Source organism: Thiothrix sp. UBA5583 (assembly GCA_002425225.1).
GTDB classification, from domain to species: domain Bacteria; phylum Pseudomonadota; class Gammaproteobacteria; order Thiotrichales; family Thiotrichaceae; genus Thiothrix; species Thiothrix moscowensis.
The window spans coordinates 48262-65682 of sequence record DILV01000036.1 but is presented as its reverse complement, the minus strand read 5'-3'; the positions used below and the strand labels follow the sequence as shown (position 1 = coordinate 65682).

Here is a 17421-nt window from a genome sequence, read left to right as displayed (position 1 = left end):
CCCGGTAACACTGTGGTGAAAGCAGTGGATGACGTGAGTTTCAGCATCCCCAGAGGCGAAACGTTTTGTCTGGTCGGCGAATCGGGTAGTGGTAAGTCGATCAGTGCCTTGTCGGTAATCCGCTTGTTGCCGCATGGTCTGGCATCACACCCCAAGGGTGAAATCCTGTTCAACGGGCAGGATTTGTTGCGGATGCCCGAAGCAGATTTGCGCAATATCCGTGGTTCGCAAATTGCAATGATTTTCCAGGAACCGATGACTTCGCTCAATCCGGTGTTTACGGTGGGTGAACAGATTGTGGAGGCATTGCAACTGCACCATCCTGACATGAACGATGCGGAAGCGGAAGAACGTGCCATCCTGGCGCTGGAACAGGTGCAACTTCCCAAGGTGCGGGAACGTTTTCACGATTATCCGCACCAGTTGTCTGGTGGGCAACGCCAACGGGTGATGATTGCGATGGCACTGGCTTGCGAACCGGAATTGCTGATTGCCGATGAACCAACCACTGCACTGGATGTGACGGTGCAGGCTGAAATCCTGCGACTGATGCGTAAGCTACAAGATGATACTGGCATGAGTACGCTGTTCATTACCCATGATTTCGGGGTGGTGGCGCAAATGGCGCAGCAGGTTGGGGTAATGCAGCGCGGCAAGCTGGTGGAAGTGGGGCGAACTGCCCAGGTATTGCGGAATCCTCAACACGCTTATACACAGCAGTTGTTGGCAGCAGTACCTGAGAATCTGGGGAAAGCAGGTTCCTCCCCCCATCCGAACTCTCCCCAGCAAGGGTTGGGGAAGGGGGAGGCCATCCTCCAAATCCGTGACCTCAATGTCTGGTTTCCCATCAAAAAAGGCATTTTTCGCCATACGGTGGATCATGTGCGGGCAGTCGATGGTGTATCGCTGGACATTCCCAAAGGCCAGATTGTGGCGCTGGTGGGTGAGTCCGGCTGTGGTAAAACCACCTTGGGGCGAGCTGTATTGCAATTGGAAAAGCCGACTTCCGGCAGTATCCGTTTGCAGGGGCAGGAACTGACGGGTTTGTCTGCACGGGAACTGCGCCCGCTACGTCCCAAAATGCAGATCGTGTTTCAGGATCCGCAATCCTCCCTCAACCCGCGTTTGTTGATCGAAACCACCCTTACCGAACCGATGCAAGTGCATGGCATCGGTTCCGGTCACGAGGAGCGGATCGAACTTGCCAGCCGGGTGCTGGATGACCTGCAATTGCCGCGTGACACCCTGTGGCGTTACCCACACGAATTTTCCGGTGGGCAACGTCAGCGTATCGGTTTGGCACGTGCTTTGGTGCTAAACCCTGAATTCATTGTCTGCGATGAAATCACCAGTGCGCTGGACGTTTCCGTGCAAGCGGAAATCCTGCAATTGCTGCTGAAAATCCGAGCCGAACGCCATCTGACCTTGCTGTTCATTACCCACAACATTGGCGTGGTGGAATACCTCAGTGACCAGACAGTCGTGATGTACAAAGGCAAAGTGGTGGAGCAGGGTGCAACGGCACAAGTGTGTGGCAGTCCGCAGGATGCTTACACACAGAAATTGCTGGCAGCCGTTCCGCGTCTGATGGTTTGATGCCGTCTGCGGGCGTTCTGCGGTACAATGAATGCAGGAGGAATCATCAGATGAAAACAACAGGCAGCTTGCTGGTAGGTATCGCAGGAATGGTGGTGGCGTCTTCAGTGGCTGCTGCCAATGTCTGGAATGGCTCACCGTTTGGGGGAATGAGCCCTTTCAGCGGTTTTGGTAGCCCTTTCGGGTTCGGTGCTTCGCCGTTTGGGGGCTCACCTTTTGGCGGTTCTCCCTTTGGTTTTTCCCCATTCATGTCGCCCTACAGTATGATGAGTCCGTGGAGCGGCAGCAGCCTGCCCATGCCGGGTGGGTGGAACAGGGGCGGCCTGCCTTGGGCTGGCGGTGGTTTGTCGCCGTGGTCATCAGGTTTGGCTTCACGCAGCGGGATGATGCCTTTCGGTGGGGCATCAGCTTACCCGTTCGGGGGGATGGGTTCACCACACCCCTTGTATGGCATCTCACCTTACGGCGGGATGCCAGCCTATGGTGCTTATAATCCAGGGTTGATAAGTAGCCCGTATGCATTGCCTTACACGGTTGCACCCATGCCGGGCATGTTGCCTGTCATGCCCTTGGGTTATTGAGCGGTTACGACCAGAAATGTTTGCCGCAGTCATGGCAGCAAAAGTGCTTTTTTCTCGTCAGCAGTTTTTCATACCAACGCCGACGAATGCAAAAGACAAAATTGCTACTGCAATGCGGGCATTTCTTCTCAGTATTAACGTTAGCACTGTAGCTGAAAGCGGGATTTTTTCGACCGTTTATACTAGTTATCATAATTATTAACCTATCAAGTGCGAATCGCTGTCAATTTTAGAGTATAGCTGCTGATAGTCTAATTGAAATAATCAATTTTGTATTAGTTTCGTGACTCATCCTGCCAGAGATAGCGACTAACGGCGAGCCATGCACCGATTATTCCTAACAGGCTGCTGGCCAGTAATATCTTGAGTGTCATCAATATATCCAGACCACTGAGGGTAAAGGTGCTGCCATACAGGCTGGCAAGTTCCCCGACCGGTTTGACCAAAAACAGCAGGGCAGCGTGCACGATAATCAGGCTTAAAATGCCACCGAACAACCCAAACCAGATGCCACCAAAAATGAACGGACGGCGGATATAGGCGTTGGTTGCACCAATCAGCCGGGTAACACGGATTTCTTCCTTGCGGTTTTCAATATCGAGGCGGATGGTATTGCCAACCACCAGCAGAACCGTTAGCCCCAGCAAGACACTGACCACCAGTACGACCCGCTCGGCAATGCTGAGGATGGCTCGCAGGCGCAGAATCCATTCCACATCCAGTTGCACGTCATCCACTTCCGGGTACTTTTTGAGGCGTTCTGAAAACCCGTCCATGTCCACTTCCATGTCGCCCAGCAAGCGTAAACGTGGGGTGATGACCAAGGTGTGGGGCAGGGGATTTTCGTCCAGTGTGTCGAGGGTTTCACCAAAACCGGTGATCTTGCGGAAATCTGCCAGTGCCTGATCCCGGCTGACGAACCTGACATGCTCGACTTCCGGCAGGTCGGAAACCAGTTCGGCAAGGTCGTTGGCACGTTGTTCCGTGATGGTTTGTTTCAGGAACAGGGTAATGGTGGGAACTTCACGTTTGTCTGCTGTCAGGGTTTGCAGGTTTTTCATCAACAGGTGCAGGCTGGTAGGCAGGGACAGCGCAATCGCAATCGCCGTGAGTGTGATCCAGGTTGACATGGGGTTGAACCACAGACGCTCCATGCTGAAGCGGAAGGCATTGCCCGATTGGTTCAGCCATGCTGACAGGGGATTGTTGCCAGAGGTGGTGTTCGGTTTGGGGGGGATTTTTTTGTTTTGCGGGGTAGCCATGGGTCAGTCTACCTTTTGGAGAACAATAGTGCGTTTTTTCATGCGTTCCACCAGTGTGTGGTCGTGGCTGGCAATCATCACGGTTGCACCCAGTTCGTTGAATTGGGCAAAGGTGTACATGATGTCTTGTGCCAGTTCCGGGTCAAGGTTGCCGGTGGGTTCGTCAGCCAAGATGATAGTAGGTTTGTTGACCATCGCACGGGCAATGCCCACCCGTTGTTTTTCACCGGCAGACAGCATCAGGGGAAAGGTTTTCTCCCGTCCTGACAGCCCTACCTTGTCGAGGGCAGCCTGTACCCGGCGGCGGATTTCGTTTTGCCCCATGCCGGAAATACGCAGCGGCAAGGCGATATTGTCAAATACGCTACGGTCATACAACAGGTGTGGATCCTGAAAAATGAAACCGATACGGCGGCGGTAATTGGGAATCTGGCTTTTACCCAGTTTGTTGAGAGAGCGCCCGCCTACCAGCACTTCACCCCGGCTAGGGCGTTCCAGTAACGCTACCAGTTTCAGCAGGGTGCTTTTGCCAGCACCGGAATGCCCGGTTATGAACACCATTTCACCGGCTTCCAGCGTCAGGTTGATGTTGTAGAGCGCGAGTTGCCCTGTGGGATATTTTTTACTGACCTGCTTGAATTCGATCATGGTGTTTTCGTTTTAGTCATCCCCGGCAAGCAAGGCGCTGGTGAATTCGTAAGCGTCGAATTCCTGGAGGTCGTCGATGCTTTCACCTACGCCGATAAAGCGTACCGGAATTTTCAGTTGTTCGGCGATGGCAAACAGGATGCCGCCTTTGGCAGTGCCGTCCAGTTTGGTGACGGTAATGCCGGTCAAGCCCAAAGCTTCGTTGAATTGCTTGGCTTGGATCAGGGCATTCTGCCCGATGCTGGCATCCACAATCAGCATGATTTCATGCGGGGCGGAATCATCCAGCTTTTGTATCACACGTTTAACCTTTTTCAGCTCATCCATCAGGTTGGTTTGCGTGTGCAAGCGACCGGCGGTATCTGCGAGCAACACATCCACTTTACGGGCTTTGGCTGCTTGTACCGCATCGAAAATGACCGAGGCAGAATCAGCGCCACTGCCCTGGGCAATCACTGGAATCTGGTTGCGTTCACCCCAAATGGTAAGCTGCTCCACAGCAGCAGCACGGAATGTATCACCGGCTGCCAGCATCACGGATTTACCCTGTTGCTGGAATTTTTTCGCCAGTTTGCCGATGGTGGTGGTTTTACCTGCACCGTTGATGCCGACCATCAGAATGACGAAGGGTTTGTGGGTGCTGTTGTCAATTTCCAGCGGGAGGGCGGAAGGGCGCAGGATACGGTGCATCTTGTTGTAGAGTGCCTGCATCAGCGCATCCATGTCATCCAGCTCGGCGCGTTTTACCCGGTTGGACAGGTCGCTCATGATCGCACGGGTGGCATCAACACCGACATCAGCGACGAGTAAACGGGTTTCGAGTTCTTCCAGCACTTCATCATCGACTTTTTTCTTGCCCTTGACCAGGGTATCCATACCTTCGGTCAGGGCATGTCCGGTTTTGGACAAGCCGCGTTTGAGGCGGGCAAATAACCCGTTATTACTTTCCTGGTTTTTCTTTCCGAGTCCAAACATCGTACAATTGACCGCCCAGATTTTTATATCGTCAGGTGAAAAAATGCGAAGAATACTATCATTTGCCGGACAAGTCCGTAAGCCAATCATAATTTTAGCGGCTTCCGTCCTGTTTGCAGCTTTTTTTGGATCACCTGCACACGCCATCGAACGGGTCAAGGTGGAAGTGCCCGTGCATGAATACAAGCTCGACAATGGTTTGAAGGTGCTGGTCAAGCAAGACAAACGTGCTCCGATTGCCGTCATGCAATTGTGGTACAAAGTCGGGTCAAGCTACGAATACGGCGGTATTACCGGCGTTTCCCACGTACTGGAACACATGATGTTCAAAGGTACGCAAAAATACCCGGCAGGTGAATTCAACCGGATTATTGCCGAAAACGGGGCAGAAGATAATGCCTTCACCGGTTCGGATTACACCGCCTATTACCAGATCATCGCGGCTGACCGGCTGGAAGTAGCGATGGAACTTGAATCCGACCGGATGCGCAACCTCACCTTGCCACCTGCGGAGTTCAAAAAAGAGCTGGAAGTGGTCAAGGAAGAGCGGCGCTGGCGTACCGAAGACAAACCAACGGCAGTCACTGCAGAACAGTTTGACGCAGTTGCCTATACCAACAGCCCTTACCAGAACCCGATCATCGGCTGGATGACGGATCTGAACGCGATGAAAATCGAAGACCTGAAAGCCTGGTACGAACGCTGGTATGCCCCCAACAATGCCACCCTGGTGGTGGTAGGGGATGTTGACCCGGACAAGGTGTATGAACTGGCGAAAAAATATTACGGCCCGATCAAACCTACCGACAATATTCTGCCACCCAAACCGCAAACCGAGGTTGAACAGAAAGGTTTGCGCACCGTCAAGGTCAAGGCACCTGCCGAACTACCCTACTTGATGATGGGCTACAAAGTGCCCGGCATGATGGAAGCCAAGGACAAATGGGAACCCTACGCGCTGGAAATGCTGGCTAGCATTCTGGATGGTGGCAACAGTTCGCGCCTGTCCAAAGAGCTGGTACGTGGCAAGGCCATTGCCGCTGAGGCCAGTGCCTGGTACAGCGGTTATGGGCGCATGTCGGAAATTTTTGGCCTGAGCGGAATGCCGACCAAGGGTGAAAAACTTGAAACTATCAAGACTGCCTTGCTAGAGCAGGTAGAAAAGCTGAAAAACGAGCTGGTCACGACCGATGAACTGGCACGGGTCAAGGCTAGTGTGATTGCCAGTGAAATCTATGAGCGTGATTCCCAGCGCCATCAGGCCAGCCTGCTGGGTTCGCTGGAAACGGTGGGTCTGGGGTACAAACTGGCGGATGAATACGTGGATAACATCCTTGCTGTCACCCCCGAACAAATCCAGTCTGTGGCAAAGAAATACCTGATCGAAGACCGCCTGACCATTGCGGAACTTGACCCTTTGCCCATCGACCCGAACAAGCCGAAAAACGAGCCACGCTTTGAGAGATAATGCCATGCTGAACAAACTGATGACTGTTGTTGCAACCCTGCTGGTGTTGCTGTGGATGCCACTGGCTCAGGCTGCCCCCAAAATTGAACACTGGACAACCAGCAAGGGTTTGCGGGTGTATTACGTCCATGCCCCCGAATTGCCGATGCTGGATATGTCGCTGATGTTCGACGCAGGCAGTGCGCGTGATGCCGACAAGCCTGGCCTGGCCTTGCTGACCGGTTCCATGCTCAACAAAGGCGCGGGCGAACTGAACGAAGACCAGCTTGCCGAGCAGTTTGCAGCAATTGGTGCTGTGTTTGGGGCGGGTGCGTCGATGGATAGTGCTTCCGTCAGTCTGCGCACCATTACGCTGGAAAAGGAACAGAAGGCTGCGCTGGAATTGTGGCTCAAGGTCTTGTCCAAACCCACGTTTCCTGCCGAATCGTTTGCCCGCGTGCAAAAGCTGACCCTAGTTGGTTTGCAGGCAGAAAAGCAAGACCCGGCAGCCTTGGGCAACAAGGCTTTCTACAAGGCACTGTATCCCGATCACCCGTATGGGCAGCCGGAAAACGGTACGGAGGAAAGTATCCAGGCGCTAACGGTTCCTGATCTGCAAGCCTTTTACCAGCGTTACTATGTAGCGAAAAACGGTTTGCTGACGTTGGTGGGTGCAGTTGACCGCCAGCAGGCAGAAGCACTGGCGGAACAAGTGGCAGCAGTCTTGCCCGCCGGTGAAGCCGCAGCGCCATTGCCGGAAGTCAAGCCACTGACTGAAGCCAAAACTGTGAAGATTCCTTACCCGTCTACCCAGTCGCACATCCTGATGGGGCAAATTGGCAACAAGCGTGGCGACCCGGATTATTTCACCTTGTACATGGGCAATCAGGTGCTGGGGGGCAGTGGTTTTACTTCGCGTCTGGTCAAAGAGGTGCGTGATGCGCGTGGCTTAAGCTACAGCACCTACAGCTATTTCAGCCCGTTCAAGGAACTGGGGGTGTTTGAAGTGGGGTTGCAGACCAAAAAGGAACAGACCGAGGAAGCCCTCAAGGTGATCCGCGAGGTGTTGGGCAAGTTTCAGCAGGAAGGGCCTACGGATAAGGAACTGGAGGCTTCCAAGAAAGACGTGACTGGGGGTTTCCCGCTGCGTACTGCCAACAACAGCCAGATTGCCAGCTATGTGGGGGTTATCGGTTTTTACAACCTGCCGCTGGATTATCTGGATACCTTTACCAGCAAGATCAACGCCTTGACCCGCGAACAAATCGTTGATGCCTTTACCCGTCGTCTTCAGCCTGACAAGATGGTCACGGTTATCGTGGGTGGTGATGACACAGCCAAACAACCCGAGCAGCCAGCCGCTGCGGAAGCCAAGCCTGATGCCGCCACGTCCGGGAAGTAGCAATACCCTGCGCATTATCGGCGGTGAATGGCGTAGCCGCCGTTTGCGTTTTGCGGATGTGTCCGGTCTGCGTCCCACACCTGACCGGGTACGTGAAACCCTGTTCAACTGGCTGCAAATGCAGGTTCCGGGGGCACGTTGCCTCGACCTGTTTGCGGGCAGTGGTGCGCTGGGGCTGGAAGCACTGTCACGGGGAGCACAGCAGGTCGTGATGGTGGAAAAACATCCGGCAGCAGCCCAGGCATTGCGTGACAACATTGCCTTGCTGGGTACGCAAAAAGCCCTGTTGGTGCATGACGATGCATTCCGTTATTTGCAGCGTGAAACAACGCCTTTTGACCTGGTTTTTCTTGATCCGCCATTCCGTAAAAATCTGCTGGAGCCAGTGCTGGATGCCTTGTCCGCGCAAGGTTTGTTAAACGAGGGTGGCATGATTTATCTGGAGCAGGAGAGCGGGGCGAAGACGGATTTCGCCCGCTTTGGCTTGCAAATACACCGGCAAACCCTGGCGGGACAGGCGCAAGGTTTGCTGTTGTGTCAAGAGTGATGTTTCCGGTGATAAGTCAATTGCACTCTTTCCCCTGTCTTCAACGGCTGTTTGAGAGGGATGCTGAATAATGAAGGGGTACGTGGGTGGCGCAAGCGGATTGCTCCTGAATGCTCGACCCAGCCGGTTTCTTTGATATTGCCTTGGCTATCCACCACCGCATAATCAACATGCCCGAAATGCACCGGCTCGCGCCCGAGGCGGCGGATTTGCCCTTTGACCATTTGCCCCTCCATCCTCAAGGACTGGAACGCTACAGGTGCAGATTGGGTATCCGTGATGAAGGTATTGTTAGCCGTATCGGGTACAGGTGTAGCGCAAGCTGTCATACCCAGCAGCACACTGGCTGCTAGCAACGTGGTTTTGAACATGATATGTCTCCCTTAATGATGAATGGTCGGAGCGCGTGATTTTTCGCCCTTCAAGACAAACTGCCGGTACAGCAAGGGCAACAGGATCAGCGTCAGCGTGGTGGAACTCACCAGCCCGCCGATCACCACCGTTGCCAGCGGCTTCTGGATTTCGGAACCAGGGCCAGTCGCAAACAGCAGCGGAACCAGACCCCAGGTCGCAATGCTCGCCGTCATCAGCACCGGGCGCAGGCGGCGTAATGCCCCCTCACGCACCACTGCCGTGCCGCGATACCCCTGTTGGTGCAACTGGTTGAAAAATGTCACCAGCACCACCCCGTTCAGCACCGCAATCCCCAGCAGCGCGATAAAGCCTACCGAGGCCGGAACCGACAGGTATTGCCCGGAAATCCCCAAACTGAAAATGCCGCCAATCAGCGCCAGCGGCACATTCGCCATCACCAGCACGGTCTGGCGCAGGTCACGGAACGTCAGGAACAGCAGCAAACCGATCAGCAACAAGGCCAGCGGCACGACCACCATCAGGCGTTGCGCGGCGCGTTGCTGGTTCTCGAACTGCCCACCCCAGGTCACGCTGTAACCGGCAGGCAGTTTCACCTGTGCGGCGACCGCTTGTTGGGCTTCTTCCACAAAGCTGACCAGATCGCGCCCGCTGACATTGCTCTGGATGGATACAAACCGGGCGGCATTTTCGCGCTTGATACCGACCGGGCCGTCGGTGCGTACCAGTTTGGCGACCTGATCCAGGCTGATTACGCGCCCATCCGCCAGTGTCAGGCGGATTTGCTGCAATGCTGTGGGGGCGTTGCGCAATTCGGCTGCCCCGCGCAGTTGCAGCGGGATGCGGCGGCCTTCCTGCTGGATCGTGCCGATGGTTTCGCCTTCCAGTTGGGTACGCAGCAAAGCGGCAATGTCGTCCACCGTCAGGCCGAAACGTCCGGCGGCGGCACGGTCGATTTCCGCTTTCAGGTATTGCACGCCGTCGTTTTGCTGGGTGTAGACATCGGTAGCACCGGGGATTTTTTCCAGCAAGGTGGCGATTTGTTGGGCAAAGCCGTTAAGGGTGTTGAGGTCAGCACCAAACAGCTTGATGGCAACATCACCCCGGCTACCGGTGAGCATTTCCGACACGCGCATGTCGATCGGTTGGGTGAAGTTGTAAGCGACACCGGGGAAGGTTTCCAGCACCTGACGGATTTGTTCCTGTAGCCATTCCTTGTCCGGGGTGCGCCATTCGGATAGCGGTTTGAGGACGAGGAAGGAGTCGGTGTCGTTCAGCCCCATCGGGTCGAGGCCGAGTTCATCCGAGCCGACGCGGGCGACAATTCGCTGGATTTCGGGGACTTGTTCCAACAGGGCTTGCTGTACTTTCAGGTCAGTAGCCACACTTTGTTCGAGGCTGATCGAGGGCAGCTTTTCCAGTTGCACGATCAGGTCGCCTTCGTCCATCACCGGCATGAAGGTTTTGCCGATGAAGGGGTAAGTGGCAATCGCGCCCGCCATGAAAACGGCAGTGAGCAGGTAGACTGGCCAGGGCTTTTTCAATGCGCCATCCAGCAACGGAATGTAGACCCATTGCGACATGCGTAGCAGCCAAGGGTCGGTATGCGATGCCTGTTTCAGCAGCCACGAGGCCATGACCGGGACGGTGGTCAGGGCAAACAGCAGCGAGGCGGACAGGGCAAACACAATGGTCAGCGCCACGGGTGCAAACAGCTTGCCTTCCAGCCCTTCGAGGGTCAGCAGCGGCAGGAACACGATGGCAATAATGAGGATGCCGGAACTGACCGGGGCAGAGACTTCCTGCACTGCCCACAGCACTTTCTGGATTTGCGGGGTCTTGGCGTTTTCGTTGTCATGGGCAAGGTGGGCGACGATATTTTCCACGATTACCACCGCCGCATCCACCAGCAGGCCGATGGCAATCGCCAAACCGCCCAGGCTCATCAGGTTGGCGGAAAGGCCAAACTGGCGCATCAGGATGAAGGTTCCCAGCACCGACAGCGGCAGGATCAGCGCCACCACCAGCGCGGCGCGGACATTGCCGAGGAAAGCGAACAGGATGATGCCGACCAGCACCGCCGCTTCCAGCAACGCCTTGCTGACGGTGTGGATGGCTTTGTCCACCAGATTGGAACGGTCGTAGAACGGCTCAATGGTGACACCTGACGGTAAGGTGGCTGAAATGGCAGCGAGTTTGGCTTTCAGGGTCTTGATCAGTTCACCGGCATTGGCGCCGCGCAGGCTCAGTACCAGACCTTCCACTGCTTCGCCTTGGCCATTCTGGGTGACTGCGCCGTAACGGGTGAGTTCGCCGAGTTCCACCTTGGCGACATCGCCGACGGTGACGGGTACGCCGTCGAGGCTTTTGATGGCAATGTGGCGCAGGTCGTCGAGTTGCTGGATGCCGCCTTCGATGCGCACTACCCAGGTTTCTTCGCCTTCGTTGACGCGGCCTGCGCCGTCGTTGCGGGTGTTGGCTTCGAGGGCGGTGCGCAAATCATCCAGCGTCAGGTGGCGGGCATTGAGGGCAGCAAGGTCGGGGGTAATGCTGAAGGTGGTGACACGTCCGCCGAGCGCGTTCACATCCGCTACACCGGGCAGGGCACGCAGTTGCGGGCGGATCGTCCAGTCCAGCAGGGTACGCTTTTCCTGCAAGGAAAGGTCGCCTTCGATGGTGAACATGAACATTTCCGACAGCGGGGTGGAAATGGGCGCAAGCCCACCGCCGACATTATCCGGCAAGTCGCCCTTGACGTTGGCGAAGCGTTCCGCTACCTGGCTACGTGCCCAGTAAATGTCGGTGCCTTCCGCAAAATCGAGGGTAATGTCCGCCAGCGCGTATTTGGAAACGCTGCGCAGCACGGTCTGGTTGGGGATGCCGAGCAACTCGGTTTCGACCGGCTGGGTGATGCGGGCTTCGACTTCCTCCGGGGTCATGCCGGGGGCTTTGAGGATCAGCTTCACTTGCGTGGTGGAAACGTCCGGGAAGGCGTCGATCGGCAGTTGCTGGAAGGCTCGCACGCCCAAGGCTGCCAGCAGTAGCGTGACGCCCAGTATCAGCCAGCGTTGGGCGAGGGAAAATTCCGTGAACCAGTTGAGCATGGTTTACTCCCCCGCCTCTTGCCATTTGGCCTTGAGTGCCGCCACGCCCTTGACGGCAATGCGGCTGTCGGCAGGCAAACCGCTGATGCTGGCCTGCTGGTCGTTCTGGCTGAGGATGGTCACGGCAGTGGGGGTGAAACCTTCCGCCGTTTCCACGAACACATGCGCCTTGTCGCCTTGCCAGACAATGCCACTGGCAGGGATGGTGAGGGTTGCGCCCGTGCCTGCTGCCCCGGTCAGCTTGACCTTGACGTTTTGCCCCGGATGCAGTGTCGTGCCGTCCTGTTCCAGATCCGCCCGCACAATCACGTTTTGCGCCATGTCGAGGGCGGGTTGTAGGGCGCGGATCGTGCCGCTGGCCTTGCCGCCTTCCACTTCCACGCTTTGGCCGGGTTGTACGCTGTTGGCCTGTGCCGGGGTGAGGGGGATTTCCAGCCCCAGTTGTTGCAGGTTGCCGATCTTGACCAGGGGGGCGGGGGCTTCGACCCGTTGGCCGGGTTCGACCAGTGTTTCCAGAATCCAGCCGCTGATGGGGGCGGTAAGGGCAATTTCACTGTTTTCGTTGCCCGGTTTGACGCCCAGCAGGCGCAGGGTGGCGCTGGCGGCGTCTACGTCGGCTTGTGCCAGTTTGACTTCGTTCTGGGTCAGCAGCCAGGTGTTTTTGGCAATCAGCCCTTGCTCGGCCAAGCGCTGTTCACGGCTGGCGTTGTCGCTGGCAAGCTGGTGTTTGAGGCGGGCTTGCAGGTACTGGCGCTGGGCTTCCACCACGTCGGGGGAGGAGAGGGCGGCGAGTTTGTCCCCAGCCTTGACCTGTTCCCCGGCCTGATGCAGCAGGGTGGTGACCAGCCCATCGGCAGGCGCAGCGACTACCCGCACGCTGGCAGGCGGCAGGATGACTTTGGCGGTCACTTCCAGCCCGGCACTGTTGGTGCTGGCAATGGCGGGGGCGGCTTCAATGCCCAGGGCGGCACGCTGTTCGGGGGGGATTAATACACTGGCAGCTTCCCCGAAAGCGGGAAACAACAGTAACAGGCAAGCGGCAAGCGATCGTCCGGGCATGGTGGGCATCCGTGTTCTTGATTGGTGATGCCCGCAGTGTATTAGCCAATTCTGATAAATATCAGGCGGCAAACGGTCAGAAAGGGTGGCTTTAGGGCATTTGCCCTACCGCTGGTCAGCCGAGAAAGTCCTCAAAAAACCATGCGGCGAACTCGTGCCGCCCGTTGAGGCCAGACTTGCGGTAGATGGCAATCGCCTGCTGGCGCACGGTTTTTTCCTTGGTGTTGCGGATACCGGCAATCTCGTCGAAGCTCAAACCCTTGAGCAGCAGCAAGGCGACTTCCTTTTCGGTGGGGCTGAGTTCCCAGGCTTCCAGTTGTTCGTGGATCACTTCCACATAGCCTCTGCTGGCCTGTTGCAGTTTTTTGTGCAGGTCGGAAATGCGGGCGTGCGAGTGGTGCAACTGGGTGTTGAGGGCTTCGATTTCCTGGCGCTTGCGGTGGTTTTCCCACATCAGGTAGCCGATCCCGGCGAAAGAAATGATCACGACTACGGCATCCACGCCCAGGTGTAAATCGCTGCGGTCGGCTTTGTGGACATCGAGGCTAAAACCGTAGGTATGCAGTACTGCGACGATGAACAGTAAACCAATGATGAAAAGGTCACGTGAACGGAACATGCTTGCCAGTAGGGTTGGGGTAACTGGCAGAGATTTTACTGTAAAAACGCCCTGAAAGAACCTGTGTCAACCCAGTTGGGCTTGAAATATAAGATGATGTGCAGGCAGCCAATGCCTGATGACTAATACCCAAGGGCTATTTTCCCCACTTTCCCCGCCAGCTTAGAATGCCGCCAATATCAAACCGAGGAGAAGAACATCATGGCACTCACCACACTGCTGTTCGATGTGGATGGTACGTTGGCAGATACCGAACGTGACGGGCATCGGCCTGCTTTCAACAAGGCTTTCTGTGAAGCCGGGCTGGATTGGGATTGGTCGGTGGAAATCTATGCCGATCTGCTGACTGTGACCGGCGGCAAGGAGCGCATCCGCTATTTTGTGGAAAAATACCTGCCTGATTTCGCTCCGGCGGAAGGTCTGGCTGAGTTCGCTGTACGTATGCACAAACGCAAAACCCATTTCTATCTGGAAATGCTGCAAAATGGTGAAATTCCACTGCGCAACGGGGTTGCCCGACTGCTGAATGAAGCCCGCGCTGCCGGATTACGTTTGGGGATTGCCACGACGACTACCCCAGATAACGTGACCTATCTGTTGCAAGCCACATTGGGCAAAGAATCTATTGGTTGGTTTGAATGCATCGCTGCCGGGGACATCGTGCCGCAGAAAAAACCCGCCCCGGACATTTACCTGTACGCCATGCAACAAATGGGGGTGCAGCCGGGAGAATGTTTGGCGTTTGAGGATTCTGACAATGGCATCCGTTCGTCCACGTCTGCCAACCTCACCACCATCGTTACGGTGAACGATTACACACGCGACCATGATTTCAGCAGGGCTGCACTGGTGCTGGATCAGTTTGGGGAGCCGGATACGCCTTTCGCCGTATTGCAAGGTGACGCAGGCATGGCTACCTGCGTCACGCTTGACCTGTTACAACAGGTATTTGCCCGGTATCAGGCGTAAGTTCCGTTGCCAGAACCACCTGACCCTGTGGAGGTGTTCAGGTGGATGTTGGAAGCCACAAACGCATGTTTCTGCACATTATCAAAGTCCGTATTGCGGGCAATGATGTCGGATAGTCTGGTGTTTTTGATAGCTTGCAGCTCTTTGCCGGAAAACTGGTTTTCATACCAGAAACGGTCGCCGTCACGCAGGCGGGTGAACTGGTCGCTCATAATTTTGGTAAATGTCTGACCAAACAAGGAATCACCGACCGGCTTTTCCGCCAAGCCAGCCACCCATAGATCGACATCGGCAGGTTTTTCATAAGTTTGTGCCAGTTTTGCACCAAAACCATCACGCCAGTTGGAGGAGTCAAAGCTGGTAACGGGTTTCAGGCCGAGTGCGGCACGGGTATCACCGTATCCAGCCAGACCGTGGTCACGCCCGCGCTGGATATTGACGGCTGCCAGATCCAGCCCACCTTGTGGGAACAGGAAGTTGCGCACGTCATCCACAATCATCGGGTCAACCGCTTGCGCAGTCTGGGATGCTGCCCCGCGCAGGATCGGGTCAATGCCGGTTTCCATCACTTTGTCCGGGCGGAAGAATGCATCACGCAAGGCAACGTTGCCCTGGCTGACGGTCTGACCGTTTTCGTCCAGACGCAACAACTGCGGTGACAACATGGTATGCCCCATTCGGAACGCCGCTGTGGCGAAAGCGTTGTCAATGGATGGGTCTACGTTTGGCTTGTAACCAGTGTACTTGGGTATGGCATCTTTCCCAATCAAGGCAGGCAGGAACTCGTTGTAAGTAATGGCTTGGATTTGCGCCACGTTGACCCGGCGGGCTTCTTGGTAAATCTGCTCATCAGTCCATTCCGGGTGTTGTTGTGCCAGCCCGTCAGCCAGACGGTTGTGTTCGCGTACCCACAAGGTGTGCATGGATGCCAGCCCAATGTTTTCATTGGAACGCCCGTCACCGGCAATGAATTGCCCGTTTTCCATCGGCATCATTTCGCCTTCAGACATTTTCAGCTTGCCACCTTCGTGTGTGCGCAATTTGTCTGCGTAGGCGTCATCGGAGCCGTAAACATTGGAACCGTCAACAAATGCAGTAATAGCATTGGTTTGTTGGCGTTGCCCATTCGCATCCAAGGTAGCTGAACTGCGTTTGAGCGGTATGGTGACAGTGCCGGTATCATTCGGGTCAAACTGCGGGTCGCCCTTGGGGATGGGGATATTCATGGTTTCGTTAGAACTAGTTGGTGTCAGCGTCAGGTCATGATCAAGGAATTGCCCCCACATCCAGAACAGGTCGCTCAAACCTTTCTGGTTAACAGTGTTTTGACCATTTTGGGCGGAAACAGTATTACTGACAGTACGCGGGTTGGGCAGGCGTTGTTCGGTGGTTCCTCCAGGTTCACGAGTACTGTCCTGGGGAATGCGGCGTTGGTGCAGGATGCCAGCTTTGCCCCAGTTGGGGTTGGCCTTGTTATTACCGCTGCCGTTAATATTGCGGTACTCGGTGGGTTTGGGGTCTGGTTTGGGCTTGTCGTGTTGTCCGCATTGCTGGATCAGTTGTTGCACCAAATTGATGATCTGGGGCATGGTACTGCCGATCAGACTGTTGCCGGATGAAAAGATACCCTTGTTACCAGTATTGCTGCTGGTGCGGCTATTGCTGAAACTGAAATTCTGGCTGAGCCGCTGGGTGGCGGGGGTAAAAAAGTTGTGGATTGTACTCATGGGTTCATCCCTGATGTTTGGTTAAATGTCAGGGAGATAAATAGGTCAAGCCGTTGCAGGCAACAAGCAGGAAACCACCGGTCGTCAGTATTTACAGGACGACCGGCAATCCTGCTGATGCTTAATAACCTGCCAGCAGTGATTGTGGCTGATAAGTGCCCAAGCGGTTGCGCCAGCCAGGCAGCCATTTGGCTTCATCCCGCTCCGGCGGAGCATTGGCAATGCGGCGGGTCAGGACTTCTTCGGCGGCACGGGCAAATTCTGCCAGGGCTTGTGGGCCTGCTTCAACCGGGTTCATTGCCAGCAATACCTGCAACAAGCCCCAGCCTTGCCCATTGTAGCGTTCGGTTGGGCTGGTTCCTTCACCCTTGAAGTTGACGTAATCCAGCAGCGGGTACAGCCCGCGAGGGGATTTTTCCACGGCCTGATAATTGCGTAAAGCTCGTTCCCGATCCCGCGGTGTAAGCTGGTTGAGCATCATTGGCAGGGCGCGGGTCAGGCGTTCCGACATGTAATTGGCCTGGATATTCATGGTCTGTTGCAGGAAATTGCGTAACTGGTTCATTTCAGGGTCGTTCTGCGCCCGCTGGAATGCATCCTTGTTAGGCCAAGGTGCGCCACGCAGAGTGCGGTTCTGTAACCACTGCGGCAGTGGGATGGCATGGCTTTTGGCATAATCCAGCAAGCCGGGGAAGGTTTCGGTGTATGGCCCCCTGCGCCCTTCGGGATACCAGATGAAATGCCCGATACCGAGGGAGGCAAATTCCTCACGGTCATTCCACACCACCAGCAATGCCGGGTTGCCACTGGTTTCATTCTTGAAAACCTTGTCGGCAATCCAATTCAGATCCTTGGCGGGAATCACGGTAGGTTCGGGTTGTTTGACCTGACTGACGGGAGCGCAGGCAGATAACCCCAGACCGGCTAACACAGCCAGCGAAAGCACTATTTTTTTCATGGATGAGCCCTGTAATGGTTGGTCTAACATACTTGCATAAGCTACCGTTATTGAGCATGACGCACGCCAAAAGTTCAATCCTGTGAGCAATGCCAATATGCAAGGCATGACAGCGCGGTATAATGAAAACGTGTTCCAATGGGAGGTTTACTATC

Annotated in this window: 15 protein-coding genes; 6 read left to right on the top strand and 9 right to left on the bottom strand. The window is 55.5% G+C overall.

All coding sequences use genetic code 11. The features are described 5' to 3' along the window. Together B2U47_RS15175 and B2U47_RS15170 are read left to right on the top strand one after the other, a co-directional pair. The coding region (locus B2U47_RS15175) for an ABC transporter ATP-binding protein (RefSeq protein WP_414718060.1) at positions 1–1596 on the top strand (1596 nt) is incomplete at its 5' end. Positions 1597–1646: 50 nt separating this feature from the next. Continuing rightward, positions 1647–2177, top strand: coding sequence for a hypothetical protein (locus B2U47_RS15170; protein WP_296679870.1), 531 nt, complete (start codon positions 1647–1649; stop codon positions 2175–2177). Positions 2178–2452: 275 nt separating this feature from the next. Here the strand turns inward: B2U47_RS15170 and ftsX are convergent, their stop codons facing one another. Genes ftsX through ftsY form a run of 3 tightly spaced genes read right to left on the bottom strand, consistent with a single transcriptional unit; the run spans position 2453 to position 5062 of the window. Further along, positions 2453–3439, bottom strand: coding sequence for a permease-like cell division protein FtsX (gene ftsX / locus B2U47_RS15165; protein WP_296679872.1), 987 nt, complete (start codon positions 3437–3439; stop codon positions 2453–2455). A 3-nt stretch (positions 3440–3442) separates the two neighbouring features. Then, positions 3443–4087: a cell division ATP-binding protein FtsE gene (gene ftsE, locus B2U47_RS15160; RefSeq protein ID WP_296679875.1), complete on the bottom strand. Its 645-nt coding sequence runs from the start codon at positions 4085–4087 to the stop codon at positions 3443–3445. Between the two features lie 12 nt (positions 4088–4099). Then, positions 4100–5062, bottom strand: a complete 963-nt coding sequence (gene ftsY, locus B2U47_RS15155) for a signal recognition particle-docking protein FtsY (RefSeq protein ID WP_296679877.1) — start codon at positions 5060–5062, stop codon at positions 4100–4102. A 43-nt stretch (positions 5063–5105) separates the two neighbouring features. Between ftsY and B2U47_RS15150 the strand changes: the two genes are divergently transcribed. The 3 genes from B2U47_RS15150 to rsmD are packed head-to-tail and all read left to right on the top strand — an operon-like array spanning position 5106 to position 8458. After that, positions 5106–6530 (top strand): M16 family metallopeptidase, encoded by a 1425-nt coding sequence (locus tag B2U47_RS15150; RefSeq protein ID WP_296679879.1) that lies wholly within the window; start codon positions 5106–5108, stop codon positions 6528–6530. A 4-nt stretch (positions 6531–6534) separates the two neighbouring features. After that, positions 6535–7911, top strand: a complete 1377-nt coding sequence (locus B2U47_RS15145) for a M16 family metallopeptidase (RefSeq protein ID WP_296679881.1) — start codon at positions 6535–6537, stop codon at positions 7909–7911. Beyond that, positions 7889–8458 carry a 16S rRNA (guanine(966)-N(2))-methyltransferase RsmD gene (gene rsmD, locus B2U47_RS15140; protein WP_296679883.1) on the top strand — a complete coding sequence of 190 codons (570 nt, stop codon included), beginning with the start codon at positions 7889–7891 and terminating at the stop codon, positions 8456–8458. The genes B2U47_RS15145 and rsmD overlap by 23 nt, the downstream gene beginning before the upstream one ends. Here the strand turns inward: rsmD and B2U47_RS15135 are convergent. The 4 genes from B2U47_RS15135 to B2U47_RS15120 all read right to left on the bottom strand — a co-directional run bounded on the left by B2U47_RS15135 (position 8449) and on the right by B2U47_RS15120 (position 13612). Next, positions 8449–8829, bottom strand: coding sequence for a hypothetical protein (locus B2U47_RS15135; RefSeq protein ID WP_296679885.1), 381 nt, complete (start codon positions 8827–8829; stop codon positions 8449–8451). The two genes, rsmD and B2U47_RS15135, sit on opposite strands and share 10 nt — an antisense overlap. Positions 8830–8841: 12 nt before the next feature. Beyond that, a complete protein-coding gene (locus B2U47_RS15130; RefSeq protein WP_296679887.1) occupies positions 8842–11934 on the bottom strand; it encodes an efflux RND transporter permease subunit in 3093 nt (1030 codons plus the stop codon). Positions 11935–11937: 3 nt separating this feature from the next. Beyond that, entirely contained in the window at positions 11938–12993 is a 1056-nt protein-coding gene (locus tag B2U47_RS15125) for an efflux RND transporter periplasmic adaptor subunit (protein WP_296679888.1), read from the bottom strand. Positions 12994–13108: 115 nt separating this feature from the next. Continuing rightward, on the bottom strand, positions 13109–13612 hold the full coding sequence (locus tag B2U47_RS15120) for a helix-turn-helix transcriptional regulator (RefSeq protein ID WP_296679890.1): 504 nt from the start codon (positions 13610–13612) through the stop codon (positions 13109–13111). A 201-nt stretch (positions 13613–13813) separates the two neighbouring features. On the opposite strand from B2U47_RS15120, the gene B2U47_RS15115 reads away from it, so the two are divergent. After that, entirely contained in the window at positions 13814–14581 is a 768-nt protein-coding gene (locus tag B2U47_RS15115; RefSeq protein WP_296679892.1) for an HAD family hydrolase, read from the top strand. Here B2U47_RS15115 and B2U47_RS15110 read toward each other — a convergent pair. Together B2U47_RS15110 and B2U47_RS15105 are read right to left on the bottom strand one after the other, a co-directional pair. Further along, a complete protein-coding gene (locus tag B2U47_RS15110; RefSeq protein WP_296679894.1) occupies positions 14572–16308 on the bottom strand; it encodes a peroxidase family protein in 1737 nt (578 codons plus the stop codon). The two genes, B2U47_RS15115 and B2U47_RS15110, sit on opposite strands and share 10 nt — an antisense overlap. A 121-nt stretch (positions 16309–16429) precedes the next feature. Continuing rightward, positions 16430–17266 (bottom strand): hypothetical protein, encoded by an 837-nt coding sequence (locus B2U47_RS15105; protein WP_296679896.1) that lies wholly within the window; start codon positions 17264–17266, stop codon positions 16430–16432. Positions 17267–17421: the final 155 nt, after the last annotated feature.

Coding starts and splice junctions, on each gene's coding strand:
- B2U47_RS15125 (WP_296679888.1), bottom strand. CDS start 12,993: ATGCCCGGACGATCGCTTGCCGCTTGCCTGTTACTGTTGTTTCCCGCT.
- ftsE (WP_296679875.1), bottom strand. CDS start 4,087: ATGATCGAATTCAAGCAGGTCAGTAAAAAATATCCCACAGGGCAACTC.
- B2U47_RS15130 (WP_296679887.1), bottom strand. CDS start 11,934: ATGCTCAACTGGTTCACGGAATTTTCCCTCGCCCAACGCTGGCTGATA.
- ftsY (WP_296679877.1), bottom strand. CDS start 5,062: ATGTTTGGACTCGGAAAGAAAAACCAGGAAAGTAATAACGGGTTATTT.
- B2U47_RS15145 (WP_296679881.1), top strand. CDS start 6,535: ATGCTGAACAAACTGATGACTGTTGTTGCAACCCTGCTGGTGTTGCTG.
- B2U47_RS15115 (WP_296679892.1), top strand. CDS start 13,814: ATGGCACTCACCACACTGCTGTTCGATGTGGATGGTACGTTGGCAGAT.
- ftsX (WP_296679872.1), bottom strand. CDS start 3,439: ATGGCTACCCCGCAAAACAAAAAAATCCCCCCCAAACCGAACACCACC.
- B2U47_RS15120 (WP_296679890.1), bottom strand. CDS start 13,612: ATGTTCCGTTCACGTGACCTTTTCATCATTGGTTTACTGTTCATCGTC.
- rsmD (WP_296679883.1), top strand. CDS start 7,889: ATGCCGCCACGTCCGGGAAGTAGCAATACCCTGCGCATTATCGGCGGT.
- B2U47_RS15170 (WP_296679870.1), top strand. CDS start 1,647: ATGAAAACAACAGGCAGCTTGCTGGTAGGTATCGCAGGAATGGTGGTG.
- B2U47_RS15105 (WP_296679896.1), bottom strand. CDS start 17,266: ATGAAAAAAATAGTGCTTTCGCTGGCTGTGTTAGCCGGTCTGGGGTTA.
- B2U47_RS15150 (WP_296679879.1), top strand. CDS start 5,106: ATGCGAAGAATACTATCATTTGCCGGACAAGTCCGTAAGCCAATCATA.
- B2U47_RS15135 (WP_296679885.1), bottom strand. CDS start 8,829: ATGTTCAAAACCACGTTGCTAGCAGCCAGTGTGCTGCTGGGTATGACA.
- B2U47_RS15110 (WP_296679894.1), bottom strand. CDS start 16,308: ATGAGTACAATCCACAACTTTTTTACCCCCGCCACCCAGCGGCTCAGC.